Source organism: Stenotrophomonas sp. YJH_SMC_101-4 (assembly GCF_059370395.1).
The window spans coordinates 532,200-547,649 of sequence record NZ_JCAFTP010000003.1 but is presented as its reverse complement, the minus strand read 5'-3'; the positions used below and the strand labels follow the sequence as shown (position 1 = coordinate 547,649).

The following is a 15,450-nucleotide window of genomic DNA, read 5'->3' as shown; positions in this document are numbered from 1 at the left end:
TGCTTTGAACGAACGCGGTCAGACTGCTGCCGCGCCGCCGACGATTTCGGAGATTTCCTGGGTGATCGCTGCCTGGCGCGCCTTGTTGTAGACGAGCTGGAGGGTGCCGATCAGCTTGTTGGCGTTGTCGCTCGCCGCCTTCATCGCAACCATGCGTGCGGCATGCTCGGAGGCGACGTTTTCCAGCAGTGCCTGGTACACCAGCGACTCGATGTAACGCGTCATCACGTGCTCCAGCACGGTCGCGGCATCGGGTTCGTACAGGTAATCCCAGTCGTGGTGAGCGACCTGCTTCTCAGCCGGCGGCAGCGGCAGCAGCTGATCGAAGCTGGCCTTCTGCACCATGGTATTCACGAAGCGGTTGTAGACCAGGTACACGCGGTCGACCTTGCCTTCGGTGAAGGCGTCGAGCATGACCTTGATCACACCGATCAGCGATTCCAGCTTCGGCACGTCGCCGATGTGGGTCACGCTGCCGACCATGTTGACCTTCACGCGGCGGAAGAAGGTCGATGCCTTCTGGCCGATGGTCACCAGGTCCACTTCCGCACCCTTGTCCTGCCATGCCTTGGCTTCGCCCAGCATCTTGCGGAACAGGTTGTTGTTCAGGCCGCCGGCCAGGCCGCGATCGGAGGAGATCACGATGAACCCGACCCGCTTGACCTGCTCGCGCTCGACCAGGAACGGATGCTGGTAGTCGGTGCTGGCCTGGGCCAGGTGGCCGATCACCTGCTTCATCGCCTGCGCGTACGGACGCGAGGTCTTCATCCGATCCTGCGCCTTGCGGATCTTGGAGGCCGAGACCATTTCCAGGGCGCGCGTCACCTTGCGGGTGTTCTGCACGCTCTTGATCTTGGTTTTGATTTCGCGTCCGCTTGCCATCTCTTGTTTCCCGTGGCGCGGGGCTGATGCCCCGCGTTGTTCAACCGTTTGAGCGGGGCGAGCCCCGCTCTACGAGCGCTGGATTACCAGCTGCCGGTGGTCTTGAACTCGGCGATGCCCTTCTTGAAGGCACCTTCGATGTCATTGTCCCAACCGCCGGTGGCGTTGACCTTGCTGACCAGTTCGCCCTGGGTGTTGGCGAAGTGGGCGTGCAGGCCTTCTTCGAACGCCAGCAGCTTGTTGACCGGCACGTCGTCGAGGTAACCCTCGTTGACGGCGTAGATCGACAGCGCCTGGTTGGCGATCGACATCGGCGCGTACTGCTTCTGCTTCATCAGCTCGGTGACGCGCTGGCCACGCTCCAGCTGCTTGCGGGTCGCCTCGTCCAGATCCGAGGCGAACTGCGCGAACGCAGCCAGCTCGCGGTACTGGGCCAGCGAGATACGGATGCCGCCCGACAGCTTCTTGATGATCTTGGTCTGGGCCGAGCCACCGACGCGCGACACCGAGATACCGGCGTTCACGGCCGGGCGGATGCCGGCGTTGAACAGGTCGGTTTCCAGGAAGATCTGACCGTCGGTGATCGAGATCACGTTGGTCGGAACGAAGGCGGACACGTCGCCGGCCTGGGTTTCGATGATCGGCAGCGCGGTCAGCGAACCGGTCTTGCCGGTGACCTTGCCTTCGGTGAACTTCTCGACGTATTCCTCGGACACGCGGGCAGCGCGCTCGAGCAGGCGGGAGTGCAGGTAGAACACGTCACCCGGGTAGGCTTCACGGCCCGGCGGGCGCTTCAGCAGCAGCGAGATCTGGCGGTAGGCAACGGCCTGCTTGGACAGATCGTCGTACACGATCAGCGCGTCTTCGCCGCGGTCCATGAAGTACTCACCCATGGTGCAGCCCGAGTAGGCGCTGATGTACTGCATGGCAGCCGATTCGGAAGCAGTCGCGGCCACCACGATGGTGTGGGCCAGCGCGCCGTTCTCTTCCAGCTTGCGCACGATGTTGGCGATGGTCGAAGCCTTCTGGCCGATCGCAACGTACACGCACTTGATGCCGGTGCCCTTCTGGTTGATCACCGCATCGATCGCCATCGCGGTCTTGCCGGTCTGGCGGTCACCGATGATCAGCTCGCGCTGGCCACGGCCGATCGGGATCATCGAGTCGACCGACTTGTAACCGGTCTGCACCGGCTGGTCGACCGACTTGCGCCAGATCACGCCCGGAGCAACACGCTCCACCGGAGCGGTCAGGTCGGTGCCCAGCGGGCCCTTGCCGTCGATCGGTTCGCCCAGCGCGTTCACGACGCGGCCCAGCAGCTCCGGACCAACCGGCACTTCCAGGATGCGGCCGGTGGTCTTGGCGACGTCGCCTTCGCGCAGGTGCTCGTAGTCACCCAGCACCACGGCGCCGACCGAGTCGCGCTCCAGGTTCAGGGCCAGGGCGAAGGTGTTGTTCGGCAGTTCGATCATTTCGCCCTGCATCACGTCGGCCAGACCGAAGATGCGCACGATGCCGTCGGACACGCTGGTCACGGTGCCTTCGTTGCGCGATTCCGCGGCCAGCTTGACCTTCTCGATGCGGTTCTTGATCAGTTCGCTGATTTCGGAGGGGTTGAGCGTGGTTGCCATCGTCAAGTCCTAGTGCCGGCAGCGGGGCCGGACGTTAAATGAATTCAGTTAGCGAGCGCGGTCTGCAGACGGGCCAGCTTGCCCTTCAGCGAACCATCGATGACCACGTCGCCGGCGTCGATCACGGCGCCGCCGATCAGCGAGGCATCAACCGCGGTGGTCACATCGACCTCGCGGTTGAAGCGCTTGCGCAGCGCGACCTTGATCGCGTCCAGCTCACTGGCCGACAGTTCGGCGGCCGAGGTGACGGTGGCCTTGACCACGTGCTCGGCTTCGGCGCGCAGGGCGTCGAACATGCCGGAGATTTCCGGCAGCAGCGGCAGACGATGCGATTCGGCCAGGATGGCCAGGAAGCGCGAGTAGGTCTCGCCGTGCGACACCGGCGCCAGCAGGGCGACGGCGTCGTCACGACCCAGCTCCGGGTTGGCGAGCAGGGCCGCCACGCGCGGGTCGGCGGCGACGTGGGCGGAGAACGCAAGGGCATCCGACCACGGCGCGAACGCGCCTTCGTCGCGCGCGGTCGCGAACGCGGCGCGGGCGTACGGGCGGGCAAGCGTGAGGGCCTGGCTCATCCTTAGATCTCCGAGGCCAGCTCGTCGAGCAGCGCCTTGTGGGCGTTGGCGTCGATTTCGCGCTTGAGCAGCTTTTCGGCACCGGTCACGGCCAGCGCGGACACCTGCTTGCGCAGATCTTCACGGGCGCGGTTGGCGGCGGCGTCGATTTCAGCCTGGGCCAGTTCCTTCTGACGGGTGGCTTCGGTGATCGCTTCGTTACGGGCAGCATCAACGATCTGGTTGGCACGTGCGTGGGCCTGATCGATGATCTCGTTGGCCTTGGTGCGTGCTTCCTTCAGCGCTTCGTTGACCTTCTCCTGCGCCTGGGCCAGATCTTTCTGGCTGCGGTCGGCAGCAGCGAGGCCTTCAGCAATCTTCTGCTGGCGCTCTTCGATCGCGTTCATCAGCGGCGGCCAGATCTTGGTCGCGATGATCCAGATCAGACCAGCGAAGGCCAGCGCCTGCGCAAGAAGGGTGAAATTGATATTCATGGTTAGCTCGATCGCTGGTTTCGGGGTGGACGCGCCGCCGTAGCGGCGCATCCGGCCTTCATCCGAAACCGGGTGCATCAGCACCCGGTCGTCTCAAACCGCTGTATCAGCCGGCCAGAGCCTTGGTGACGGCGCCAGCGAAGGCAGCCGACAGCGGGTTGGCGAAGGCCAGCAGCAGGCCGACGGCGACCGAGATGATGAACGCGGCGTCGATCAGGCCGGCGGTGATGAACATACGGACCTGCAGGACCGGGATCAGTTCCGGCTGGCGGGCGGCCGACTCCAGGAACTTACCAGCCATGATGGCCAGACCCAGACCGGCGCCCAGCGCGGCCAGGCCGATCATGATGCCGACGGCAAGGGCGGTGGAGCTCTGAATCTGCGCGAAGTTGGTCAGGACGGCGAAGTACATGGTTATCTCCAGGAACTTAAGTTGCTAAGGGTGATGAAACGGATGAAGGTTGAAACGCGTTGAAGCTTGAAACTCAGTGAGCGTCTTCCGACAGGCTCAGGTACACGATCGACAGCATCATGAAGATGAAGGCCTGCAGCGGGATCACCAGCAGGTGGAACAGCATCCAGCCGAGGCCGAACACACCACCGGCAATGGCACCGAAGAAACCGGCACCACCCAGCACCCAGATCAGCAGGAACACGATTTCGCCGCCGAACATGTTGCCGAACAGTCGCATCGCCAGCGAGATCGGCTTGCTCAGCCACTCGACGATGTTGAGGATCAGGTTGAACGGCATCATCCACTTGCCGAACGGCGCCGTCAGGAATTCCTTGATGAAGCCACCCAGGCCCTTCGACTTCAGTGCGAAGAACAGCATCAGGAAGAACACGCTGATGGCCATGCCCAGGGTGGCATTGACGTCAGCGGTCGGGACCGGCTTCCAGTAGTGCACGCCCACCCACTCCAGCGGCTTGGCGATGAAATCGGCCGGGATCATCTTCAGCAGATTCATCAGCAGAATCCAGAAGAAGATGGTGATGGCGATCGGCGTGACCAGCTTGCTCTTGCCGTGGTAGGTGTCCTTGGCCTGGCGGTCGACGAACTCCAGGCAGATCTCGACGAAGGCCTGCCACTTGCCCGGCACGCCGGCGGTGGCCTTGCGGGTCCCCAGCCAGAACGCGACAACGATCACCAGGCCCATCAGGACCGCAGTGAGGAAGGTATCGACGTGGATATGCCAGAACATACCCTCACCCTTGCCGACCGGTGCGGTCAGGTTGTGCAGGTGATGCTGGATGTAGCTGGTAGGGGTTAGAGCCTCGCCCGCCATGTGTCCGGAACCTTCAGTTAATTGAATTCTGTCAACGCCTGGCCATGGCCAGGACCTGGAACATCAAGCCGACGGCGATACCGGCCAACAGCGCCAATGCAGGCAGCTTGAAGACCAGGAACCCCACCAGCAGGACGCCGAAAACCACCACCCACTTGGCCACGATCGCAATGATCAGGCGAGCCATCGCCGATCCTGCGGCCAGTGCCCCACCACCCAGTGCCATCCGTGCCGCCACCCAGCCACCGGCCGAAATGGCCACACCGGACGCCAGCGCGCCGAGGGCATATTTCGGACCTACCAGCAGGAAGGCCAGGGCCAGGACAGCCACTGCGGCCAGCGGGTAGACCGCGGCGCGCAGCATCAGTCGCCGACCCGCATCAACGGAGTTCAGCACAGGACGTCCCGCGTGGTTGCAAGTGGAGGGCTGAGGCGGCTACAGCAGGGGGGCCTCATCGAGCCGCCAAATTATAGCAATGGGACAATTTGCGAGACAACCGCTGCCTGTTCATCCCGGGAAGCCGCAAGTTGCGGTAACGGTTACATTTTTGCGTGCCACCCGGGGGACAATGACGTCCGTATGATGCTGCGGCGCAATATTGAACTTTGGTCGCATCCGGCGGAACTTTCGCCGAATGCGCCGGTCCGATCTTTCGACCTGCCTGCAGCAACCTCGTCGACGCTCCGCCCCGCAGGTCCCACGATGGCCCCGAAGCCCGGCTCCGGGGCCATCTTTTTGCATCGTAGCGACAGCGCTGAACCGTGCACACGCCGTGGACCATACGTTCACGGATGGTGGACGGGCCTGTCCGGCACAGTGGTCTTCATTCTGATGAACCACTGCAAGGACTCTTCGATGCGCCCTGTACCCACCCTGCTCGCCCTCTCCCTGCTCGCCGCCGGCGCCTCGTTCGCCACTGCCGCCCACGCCGCTGAAGGCGACGACCGCTTCGCCCTGCGCCTGGGTGCGATGAACATCGACTCGGACAATACTCTCCGCGGCAAGACCAACGTGGCCGGCCAGGACATCGGTTTCTCCGAGGACTTCAAGCTGGGTGGCAAGGAGTGGGAACCACGCATCGACGGCATGTTCCGCATCAGCAACCGCCAGCGCCTGCTGTTCAACTACTTCAAGTACGACAAGGACCGCCGCGAGACTCTCGGCCAGGACATTTCCTTCGGTGACGTCAACGTGCCGTCGGGCAGTTTCGTCAAGGGCGAGCTGAAGTACCAGGTCGCCAGCCTGGTCTATGACTACTCGGTGGTGGACACCGATACCTTCGACCTCGGCCTGCAGCTGGGTGCCGAGTACGCCAAGGTGAGCACCAAGGCCTACGCCGATCTGGGCACCGTCTACGAAGGCCAGTTCCTCAACGAGAAGACCGACGGCGTGGCGCCGGTGGTCGGTGCGCGGCTGAGTTTCACCCCGTCCGAGAAGTGGATGATCACGCTGCAGGGCCAGTACCTCAACACGCGCTGGGGCAGCTTTGATGACTACAAGGGCGACCTGAGCCGCGCCAACGCCATCGTCGATTACCGCTTCACGAAGAACTTCGGCGTGTTCGCCGGCTATGACTGGTTCAAGCTGGACGCGGACAAGAAGGGCAGCGACGGCACCATCGGCCTGAAGCAGGAATTCAAGGGCCCGGTGGCCGGCGTCAGCTTCGTGTTCTGACACCCGCCCCTTCCACGGCATTCTCTCTCCTGGCGCGGCCTCCGGAACATCGGGGCCGCGCTTTTTTGTTTGCACGGTCAAGCAGAAGCGGGTTGGTCGAGCGCGGGGGGAGAGGGGCTTGCGAGCGAATGTCCCCCGGCGCCGGCCTGCGGCCGTCACCTCCTCCTTTACTTCGCACGCAAGCCCCTCTCCCCCCGCGTGTCAGGCATCCGGGCGGCTTTGGCACGGGCTCTTACTATCCGCAAGCCGAGCCGCTGCGTGGGTGGCAGGCGTTTGGACAAAGTAAAGGAGGAGGCGACCGCCACAGGCGGGCGACGGGGGACATTTGTCCAAATGCCTGCCACCCGCGCTGCGGCCCGAACGCTCGCAATGAGAGTGATCGAGGCTCAACAAAAAAACCCCGGCAAATGCCGGGGCTTTTCATTTGGAACGGCGCAGGCGCCTTACTTCTTCTTCGGCATGTACAGATCGGTGATCGTGCCGTCGTAGATTTCCGAGGCCATTGCCACCGATTCGCTCAGTGTCGGGTGCGCATGGATGGTGTGGCCGATGTCTTCGGCTTCGGCACCCATCTCGATGGCCAGGCCGATCTCGGCCAGCAGGTCACCGGCATGCACGCCAACGATCGCACCACCGATGATGCGGTGGGTCTCTTCGTCGAAGATCAGCTTGGTGAAGCCCTCGGTACGGCCGATGCCGATCGCGCGGCCACTGGCGGCCCACGGGAACTTGGCCACGCCCACCTTCAGGCCCTTGGCCTTGGCTTCGGTCTCGGTCACGCCGACCCAAGCGATTTCAGGGTTGGTGTAGGCCACCGACGGAATCACGCGGGCCACCCACTCCTTCTTGTGGCCGGCAGCCACTTCGGCGGCCAGCTTGCCTTCGTGCGTGGCCTTGTGGGCCAGCATCGGGTTGCCGACGATGTCGCCGATGGCAAAGATGTGCGGCACGTTGGTGCGCATCTGGCGATCCACCGGGATGAAGCCACGCTCGGTGACCTGCACGCCGGCCTTCTCGGCATCGATCTTCCTGCCGTTCGGCGAGCGGCCCACGGCCACCAGCACGCGGTCGAAGGTGCCCTGCGCCAATGCCGGCGCCTGGCCTTCCTCGGCAGCTTCGAAGGTGACGGTGATGCCCTTGGCATCGGCGGTGACGCCCGAGGCCTTGGTCTTCAGGTGCACTTCGATGCCCTGCTTCTTCAGGCGGTCGGCCAGCGGCTTGACCAGGTCCTTGTCGGCGCCCGGCATCAGCTGGTCCATGAACTCGACCACGGTGACCTTGCTGCCCAGCGCACCGTACACGGTGGCCATTTCCAGGCCGATGATGCCGCCACCGACGACCAGCAGCGAGCCCGGCACTTCGGCCAGCTCCAGCGCGTCGGTGGAATCCATCACGCGCTTGTCGTCCCACGGGAAGTTCGGCAGCTTCACCGCCTGCGAACCGGCGGCGATGATGCACTTCTGGAAGCGCAGCAGCTGGGTGCTGCCGTCAGCTCCGGTGATTTCCAGTTCGTTGGCGGAAACGAACTTGCCGACGCCCTGCACGTTGCGGACCTTGCGCTGCTTGGCCATGCCGGCCAGGCCCTTGGTCAGCTGGTTGACGACTTTTTCCTTGTACTGGCGCAGCTTGTCCAGGGTGATGGTCGGCTTGCCGAACTCGACGCCGAAATCACCGGCGTGGGCCACTTCGTCGATCACCGCAGCAGCATGCAGCAGTGCCTTGGACGGAATGCAGCCGACATTGAGGCAGACGCCGCCGAGGCTGGCGTAGCGCTCGACCAGCACCGTATCCAGGCCGACGTCGGCGGCGCGGAACGCCGCCGTGTAGCCGCCCGGACCGGAGCCCAGCACAACCATCTCGCATTCGATGTCGGCCGGCTTGCCGCTGGACAACGCCGGCTTCGGTGCGGCAGGTTCGGCCGGGGCGCGGTGCGACGGGGTCACCGGCGGCTTGCTGGCCGGAGCAGCTGCTGCCGGAGCCGGCGCAGCGGCCTTGGCTGGGGCTTCGGCGACGCCTTCAGCGTCCAGCACCACGACCACGGCACCCTCGGACAGGGTGTCGCCCAGCTTGACCTTGATTTCCTTGACCACGCCAGCAGCCGAGGACGGCACTTCCAGAGTGGCCTTGTCCGATTCCAGGGTCACCAGACCCTGATCCTTCTTCACCGTGTCGCCAACGGCGACCAATACTTCGATCACCGGCACATCGCTGTAATCGCCGATGTCGGGAACCTTGACTTCAATCGTGGCCATGGTGGTTTTCCTCGTGCCCGCCTGGCATGGCCGGCGGACTGTCACTGCATCTGTTCACGCGGCCGCGCCAGGGGCTGCGGCCGCACGGTGGGGGCGAAACGGTGCCTTACAGCAGCACGCGGCGCATGTCGGCCAGTACCTGCGACAGGTACGTGGTGAAGCGTGCGGCCAGGGCGCCGTCGATGACGCGGTGGTCGTAGCTCAGCGACAGCGGCAGCATCAGCTTCGGCGCGAATTCCTTGCCGTTCCAGACCGGCTGGATGGAGGACTTGGACACGCCCAGGATGGCCACTTCCGGTGCATTGACGATCGGGGTGAACGCAGTGCCACCGATGCCACCCAGCGAGCTGATCGAGAAGCAGCCGCCGCTCATGTCGGCCGGGCCCAGCTTGCCGTCGCGCGCCTTCTTGGCCAGTTCGCCGGTTTCCTGCGCGATCTGCACCACACCCTTCTTGTCCACGTCGCGGATCACCGGCACGACCAGGCCGTTCGGCGTATCGGCGGCAAAGCCGATGTGGAAGTACTTCTTCAGGGTCAGGTTTTCACCGCTGGCATCGAGCGAGGCGTTGAATTCCGGGAACTTCTTCAGTGCCGCGGCACTGGCCTTGATCAGGAAGGCGAGCATGGTCAGCTTGATGCCGGCCTTCTCGTTTTCCTTGTTCAGCGCCACGCGCAGGCCTTCCAGATCGGTGATGTCAGCCTGCTCGAACTGGGTGACGTGCGGGATCATGGCCCAGTTGCGGGCCAGGTTCGCACCCGAGATCTTCTTGATGCGCGACAGCGGCTGGACTTCGGTCTCGCCGAACTTGCTGAAGTCGACCTTCGGCCACGGCAGCAGGTTCAGGCCACCACCGGCAGCGACGGCAGCACCGCCGGCAGCCGGCACGCCACCGCTGAGTGCGGCCTTGACGAACTTCTGCACGTCACCCTTGGTGATTCGGCCACCCTTCTCGGTGCCGTTGATCTGCAGCAGGTCCACGCCCAGTTCGCGGGCGAACACACGCACCGCCGGGGTGGCATACGGCACCTTGGCCGGCAGCACGCCATCGGCGTTGAACTGCACCGGCGGGCTGGACGGGGTACCGGCCGAGGCGATCTCGCGGGCCGCCAGCCTGTCCGGCTGCGCCGGCACAGCGACCGGCTCGACCTTGGTGGCGGTCTCGGCGGCAGCCGGAGCGGCGGCGGCGGCAGCCTTGGTCGGCGCCGGTGCGCCTGCGCCCTCGGCTTCGATGATGGCGACCACATTGCCCTGCGACAGATTGTCGCCAACCTTGACCTTGATCTCCTTGACCACACCGGCCACCGACGACGGCACTTCCATGGTGGCCTTGTCGCTTTCCAGCGTGACCAGGCCCTGGTCCTTCTTGACCGTGTCGCCGACGGCGACCAGCACTTCGATGACCGGGATGCCGGAGTAATCGCCGATATCCGGCACCAGCGCCTCCACCGCGCCACCGCTGGCGGCCGGGGCAGCAGCGGCCGGAGCCGGCGCGCTCTGGGTAGCGGCAGCCGGGGCAGCGGCCTTGGCCGGTGCCGGAGCAGCAGCGGCCGGCTTGGCGGCTTCGCCTTCGGCCACTTCGATCAGCGCCACGACCTTGCCTTCGGACAGGCTGTCGCCGACCTTGACCTTCAGTTCCTTGACCACGCCAGCCACCGACGACGGCACTTCCATGGTCGCCTTGTCACTTTCCAGCGTCACCAGGCCCTGGTCCTTCTTGACCGTGTCGCCGACGGCGACAAGCACCTCGATTACCGGGATATCGCTGTAGTCACCGATATCGGGGACAAGTGCTTCCTTGATTTCGGCCATGGGGATAACTCCGGCAATCTGGTGTAGGGAAACGTCTATTGTGCGGCCAGCGGGGGCCAGCGCCAACCGTTACAGGTGTTTTCAGTACTCACGCAGCCGGGACACGCTGTTGCTCATGGGTTGCGGCCGCGACCAGTCGGTAGCGTATTGTCCGGACGATGTCCGCTTCATGTCGCCAGTGCGTCGGCTACCGGCTGCCAGGCCTGGCGCAGCCGCGGCAGCGACCAGGCCGCGTTGGCCGGGCTGGTGGACGGCAGTGCCAGCAGCCTTGGCGGAGTCTCCAGGCAGGGCAGCACCCAACGCTGGAATGCCTTCAGCGAAGCGGCACCGTTGCAGCCGATCAGCTCCAGCTCAGGAAGCGAAGCGATCAATGCCGGCAGCGCATTGGGCACTTCCGTGCCACGCACGATGTCGGCATCCAGGCTGCCGCGCCGCTCGCACTGGCCGATCACATCCCACAGGCCGATACCTGCCGCCTGTAGTGCCTGCAGTCGCTGCGCATAGGGCAGACCCGCGTCGAAGCCACAGATATCGGCCAGCACAGGCCAGAAGCGATTGCGCGGATGCGCGTAGTAGCGCTGCTCCTGCAATGACGCAACGCCGGGCATCGAACCCAGCAGCAGCACCCGGCACTTCATGTTCACCTGCGCTTGCAGGCCGATGCACACCGTTGCTTCGCTCACATCTTCTCCAACTGCATGAATGTCGCCGAAGGCCGAAAAGCCCATGAAAACAGGCTTTTCGCTCCGGTCGCTGAACAAGGAAAACTATTTTTTAACGTGCGTCGGATTCGATTCATGTTGGGGCGACTACGGTGTGCTCGCCCCGCAACCGGGGGCCCAAAACAAGAAACATTAGGAGATACCCCCATGCGCTCCATCCGTATCCTGAGTCTCGCCCTGCTGACCTCCGCCGCCTTCGCGCCGGCCGCTTTCGCCCAGGACAGCAGCAGCACCGACACCGCTTCGGGCAAGCATTTTGCCGTTGTTGGCGGCATCTCGCTGCTGGAACCGAAGAACGACCCGATCACCGGCGTGAAGAAGACCGATGGTGGCCCGGCGCCGACCGTCAGCTTCAGCTACTACATCAACGACAACTGGGCCGTTGAGCTGTGGGGCGCTGCCGACAAGTTCGACAACAAGTTCAAGGGCCCGGACAACGCCCGCCTGGGCTCGGTCGAGCAGCAGCCGATCGCGCTGAGCGGCCAGTACCACTTCGGTCAGGCTGACAACGTGTTCCGCCCGTTCGTGGGCGTGGGCTACTACCAGTCGAGCTTCAGCAACGAGAAGCTGGGCAACGGCGCTGACACCGACATCCGCTTCAAGGATGCCAAGGGCGTGATCGGCACCGTCGGTGTGGACATGAACATCAACTCCACCTGGTTCGCCCGTGCTGACGCCCGCTACATGCGTTCGCGCCCGGACGTGAAGGTGGGCGGCGAGAAGATCGGCGAAGCCAAGATGGATCCGTGGACCGTCGGCTTCGGCATCGGCGCCCGCTTCTGATCCAGGCTGCACCTGCTTCACTGATGTAACGCGACGGGCCCTTCGGGGCCCGTCGTCGTTTCTGTCACCCGCGTTCCACCTGTAGAGCCGAGCCCATGCTCGGCTGCTTTTATGTAGAGTCGAGCCAAGCCCCTATCCCGAGTCGAGCGGCGGGCTCCGCGCGCATTGCGATGCGTTACGTTCAACGGCGCCCACGGTCAATGGTGGCGCGGCTCGGCTCTACATAAACAGGATGCGGAGGCACGATGCACGACGTCGACCTGCTGGTGATCGGTGGCGGCATCAACGGCGCCGGCATCGCCCGTGATGCCAGCGGCCGCGGCCTGCGCGTGCTGCTGTGCGAACAGCACGACCTGGCCGCGCATACCTCCAGTGCCAGCAGCAAACTGGTCCACGGCGGCCTGCGTTACCTGGAACAGGGCGAGCTGGGCCTGGTGCGCAAGGCGCTGGGCGAACGCGAGGTGGTACGCCGGCAGGCGCCCCATCTGGTCCATCCATTGCGCTTCGTACTGCCGTGGGAGCCCCACCTGCGCCCACGCTGGATGCTGCGCATGGGACTGTGGCTGTACGACCACCTGGGCCGGCGCAGCCCGGCATTTCCCGCCTCGCACGCCCTGGACCTTCAGCGTGATCCGCTCGGCCCTTGGCTCTCTCCGGACCTGCGGCAGGCCTTCAGCTACGCCGACGCGCAGGTGGATGACGCGCGCCTGGTGCTGCTCAACGCCCTGGACGCTGCCCAACGTGGCGCGCAGGTACATGTGCGCAGCCGCTGCATCGAGCTGCGCCCTGTACAGGGCCATTGGCAGGCCATGCTGGAATCCGCCGATGGACAGCATCATGTGACCGCGCGCGCCGTCGCCAATGCGGCCGGTCCATGGGCCGGCGGCCTGCTGGAGCAGATGGAGGCACGCAGCGGCGGCCCGTCACTGCGGCTGGTACAAGGCAGCCACATCGTGCTGCGCCGTCCCTGGCCCGGTGACAGTGCCTGCCTGCTGCAGCAGCCCGATGGCCGCGTGGTGTTCCTGCTGCCGTTCGCCCACGATCATCTGCTGGTCGGCACCACCGACACCGACTACCGCGGTGACCCGGCGCGCTGCGGCGTACTGCCCTCCGAGGTGAGCTACCTGTGCGCGGCCGCCAACCGTTATCTGCGCGAGCCGATCACTGCGCAAGACGTGGTCTGGCAGTTCGCCGGTGTGCGCCCACTACTGGCCGACCCGGACCCGCGTGCGGCAAAGCTGAGCCGAGACTACCGCCTTCAGCTGCAGTCCGACCCGGCGCCGGCGCTGCATGTGCTGGGCGGCAAGCTGACCACCTACCGGGTGCTGGCCGAAGAAGCGCTGAACCTGCTGCGGCCAGCTCTGCCACAGATGGGACCGGCCTGGACGGCAGATGGAGACCCGCTGCCGGGCAGCGACTGGGGTGACGCCGCACAGGCGCGCTCCCGCCTGCGGGCGCTGGCACCGTGGTTGCCCGAGGAAATCGCACGCCGCTGGGCCGGCGCCTACGGCAGCCGCAGCGCGGAGCTGCTGCATGGCCTGCAGGGTGTGAACGATCTTGGCGAGGACTTTGGCGGCGGCCTGCATGCGCGGGAAGTCGCCTTCCTGCGTGAGCACGAATGGGCCCTGGATGCCGAGGACGTGCTGTGGCGGCGGAGCAAGCTGGGGTTGCGGCTGGATGCGGCGCAGGTGGCGCGGCTGCAGGCGTGGATGGGGGGGCGGATCCCTTTCCCACGGAACGGGCTCTGACCCCCCGTGTTGCCACGTGTGCCAACCAGGGTTGGCAGCTACCAGGGCGGCCGCGCGCGACGCGATCGATGCATTAGGATCTCCCCATCGCTACCGGAGACGCTGCATGACGCCCCGCTACGTGCTGGCCATCGACCAGGGCACCACCAGTTCGCGCGCGATCCTGTTCGACCGTGCCGGCGACATCGTCGGCAGTGCGCAGCGCGAGTTCGCGCAGATCTTCCCGCAGCCCGGCTGGGTCGAGCATGACCCGCGCGAGATCCTCACGAGCGTCTATGCCACGCTGACCGAACTGCTCAGCCGCGGGCAGATCGACCCGCGCCATATCGCCGCGCTGGGCATCACCAACCAGCGCGAAACCACCGTGGTCTGGGACCGTGCCACCGGCCAGCCGATCCACAATGCCATCGTCTGGCAGTCGCGGCAGAGCCACGCCATCTGCGAGCGGCTGAAGTCCGACGGGCATGAAGCGCTGATCCGCGAGCGTACCGGTCTACTGATCGACGCCTATTTCTCCGCCACCAAGGTGCGTTGGATTCTTGATCACGTGGAGGGCGCGCAGCAGCGCGCCGAGCGCGGCGAACTGCTGTTCGGCACCATCGACAGCTGGCTGGTGTGGAACCTCAGCGGTGGCCAGGCGCACGTGACCGATTACAGCAATGCCGCGCGCACCCTGCTGTTCAACATCCACACGCTGGACTGGGATGACGACCTGCTGGCGCTGCTGGACATCCCGCGCGCGATGCTGCCTCAGGTGCGCGATTCCAGTTCGGTGTATGCGCACACCCGGCCGCAGTTCTTCTTCGACCACCCGATCCCGATCGCCGGCATCGCCGGTGACCAGCAGGCGGCGTTGTTCGGCCAGGCCTGCTTCCAGCCGGGCATGGTCAAGAACACCTATGGCACCGGCTGCTTCATGCTGATGCACACCGGCACGCAGGCGGTGCGTTCGCGCAACGGCCTGCTGACCACCATCGCCTGGGGCCTGGATGGCCGCGTGGAATATGCGCTGGAAGGTTCGATCTTCATCGCCGGCTCGGTGGTGCAGTGGCTGCGCGACGGCCTGCGGATGATCGAGCGCGCCAGTGACAGCCAGGCGCTGGCCGCGCAGGTGCCCGACAGCAGCGGCGTCTATCTGGTTCCCGCCTTCGTCGGCCTGGGGGCGCCGTACTGGCGCAGTGATGTGCGCGGTGCGATGTTCGGCCTGACCCGTGGCACCCGCAAGGCGCACTTCGTGCGCGCGGCGCTGGAAGCGATGGCCTACCAGACCCGCGACGTGCTCGATGCGATGCAGTCCGATGCCGGTATCGCGCTGACCGAACTGCGCGCCGATGGCGGCGCGATCGGCAACGACTTCCTGGCCGGCTTCCAGGCCGACATCCTTGGGGTGCCACTGCTGCGGCCGCGGCTGACCGAGACCACCGCACTGGGCGCGGCCTACCTGGCCGGGCTGGCGGTGGGGTTCTGGTCCAGCCGCGAGCAGATCGCCGCGCAGTGGGGCCTGGACCGGCGCTTCGAGCCACAGATGGACGAGGTCCGGCGTGAAAAACTGTATGCAGGATGGCAGCAGGCCGTTGCCGCCACCCTCGCCTTCCACGTCGACTGACTTTGTAGAG

Annotated in this window: 14 protein-coding genes; 4 read left to right on the top strand and 10 right to left on the bottom strand. The window is 65.2% G+C overall.

Going from position 1 to position 15,450, the window contains the following annotated elements:
- Positions 1-18: 18 nt before the first annotated feature.
- The 7 genes from atpG to AC5P8D_RS13350 form a co-directional block, all read right to left on the bottom strand.
- On the bottom strand, positions 19-882 hold the full coding sequence (gene atpG / locus AC5P8D_RS13380; RefSeq protein ID WP_010481324.1) for a F0F1 ATP synthase subunit gamma: 864 nt from the start codon (positions 880-882) through the stop codon (positions 19-21).
- Between the two features lie 83 nt (positions 883-965).
- Complete coding sequence (gene atpA, locus AC5P8D_RS13375) at positions 966-2,513, bottom strand: F0F1 ATP synthase subunit alpha (protein ID WP_005411130.1); 1,548 nt, start codon at positions 2,511-2,513, stop codon at positions 966-968.
- Positions 2,514-2,557: 44 nt separating this feature from the next.
- Positions 2,558-3,085: a F0F1 ATP synthase subunit delta gene (locus AC5P8D_RS13370; RefSeq protein WP_010481321.1), complete on the bottom strand. Its 528-nt coding sequence runs from the start codon at positions 3,083-3,085 to the stop codon at positions 2,558-2,560.
- Positions 3,086-3,087: 2 nt separating this feature from the next.
- Positions 3,088-3,558: a F0F1 ATP synthase subunit B gene (locus tag AC5P8D_RS13365; RefSeq protein ID WP_005419512.1), complete on the bottom strand. Its 471-nt coding sequence runs from the start codon at positions 3,556-3,558 to the stop codon at positions 3,088-3,090.
- 106 nt (positions 3,559-3,664) lie between these two features.
- Positions 3,665-3,970, bottom strand: coding sequence for a F0F1 ATP synthase subunit C (atpE, locus tag AC5P8D_RS13360; RefSeq protein WP_005411133.1), 306 nt, complete (start codon positions 3,968-3,970; stop codon positions 3,665-3,667).
- 73 nt (positions 3,971-4,043) lie between these two features.
- Positions 4,044-4,844 carry a F0F1 ATP synthase subunit A gene (atpB, locus tag AC5P8D_RS13355; RefSeq protein ID WP_010481316.1) on the bottom strand — a complete coding sequence of 267 codons (801 nt, stop codon included), beginning with the start codon at positions 4,842-4,844 and terminating at the stop codon, positions 4,044-4,046.
- Positions 4,845-4,875: 31 nt separating this feature from the next.
- Positions 4,876-5,241 carry a hypothetical protein gene (locus AC5P8D_RS13350; protein WP_006394654.1) on the bottom strand — a complete coding sequence of 122 codons (366 nt, stop codon included), beginning with the start codon at positions 5,239-5,241 and terminating at the stop codon, positions 4,876-4,878.
- 459 nt (positions 5,242-5,700) lie between these two features.
- On the opposite strand from AC5P8D_RS13350, the gene AC5P8D_RS13345 reads away from it, so the two are divergent.
- The gene (locus AC5P8D_RS13345; RefSeq protein ID WP_010481314.1) at positions 5,701-6,519 is read left to right on the top strand and encodes a hypothetical protein; all 819 of its coding nucleotides are present in this window, start codon (positions 5,701-5,703) and stop codon (positions 6,517-6,519) included.
- A gap of 443 nt (positions 6,520-6,962) precedes the next feature.
- Here the strand turns inward: AC5P8D_RS13345 and lpdA are convergent, their stop codons facing one another.
- The 3 genes from lpdA to AC5P8D_RS13330 form a co-directional block, all read right to left on the bottom strand.
- Positions 6,963-8,771 (bottom strand): dihydrolipoyl dehydrogenase, encoded by a 1,809-nt coding sequence (lpdA, locus tag AC5P8D_RS13340; RefSeq protein WP_495203402.1) that lies wholly within the window; start codon positions 8,769-8,771, stop codon positions 6,963-6,965.
- Between the two features lie 106 nt (positions 8,772-8,877).
- Positions 8,878-10,581, bottom strand: a complete 1,704-nt coding sequence (gene aceF / locus AC5P8D_RS13335; RefSeq protein ID WP_100446775.1) for a dihydrolipoyllysine-residue acetyltransferase — start codon at positions 10,579-10,581, stop codon at positions 8,878-8,880.
- Positions 10,582-10,748: 167 nt separating this feature from the next.
- Positions 10,749-11,264: a DNA-deoxyinosine glycosylase gene (locus AC5P8D_RS13330; protein WP_029379745.1), complete on the bottom strand. Its 516-nt coding sequence runs from the start codon at positions 11,262-11,264 to the stop codon at positions 10,749-10,751.
- 186 nt (positions 11,265-11,450) lie between these two features.
- Between AC5P8D_RS13330 and AC5P8D_RS13325 the strand changes: the two genes are divergently transcribed.
- From AC5P8D_RS13325 to glpK, 3 genes are all read left to right on the top strand, one after another.
- On the top strand, positions 11,451-12,086 hold the full coding sequence (locus tag AC5P8D_RS13325; protein WP_010481310.1) for an OmpW/AlkL family protein: 636 nt from the start codon (positions 11,451-11,453) through the stop codon (positions 12,084-12,086).
- A gap of 245 nt (positions 12,087-12,331) precedes the next feature.
- Complete coding sequence (gene glpD / locus AC5P8D_RS13320; protein ID WP_100446777.1) at positions 12,332-13,834, top strand: glycerol-3-phosphate dehydrogenase; 1,503 nt, start codon at positions 12,332-12,334, stop codon at positions 13,832-13,834.
- Positions 13,835-13,940: 106 nt separating this feature from the next.
- Positions 13,941-15,440, top strand: a complete 1,500-nt coding sequence (glpK, locus tag AC5P8D_RS13315; protein WP_100446779.1) for a glycerol kinase GlpK — start codon at positions 13,941-13,943, stop codon at positions 15,438-15,440.
- Positions 15,441-15,450: the final 10 nt, after the last annotated feature.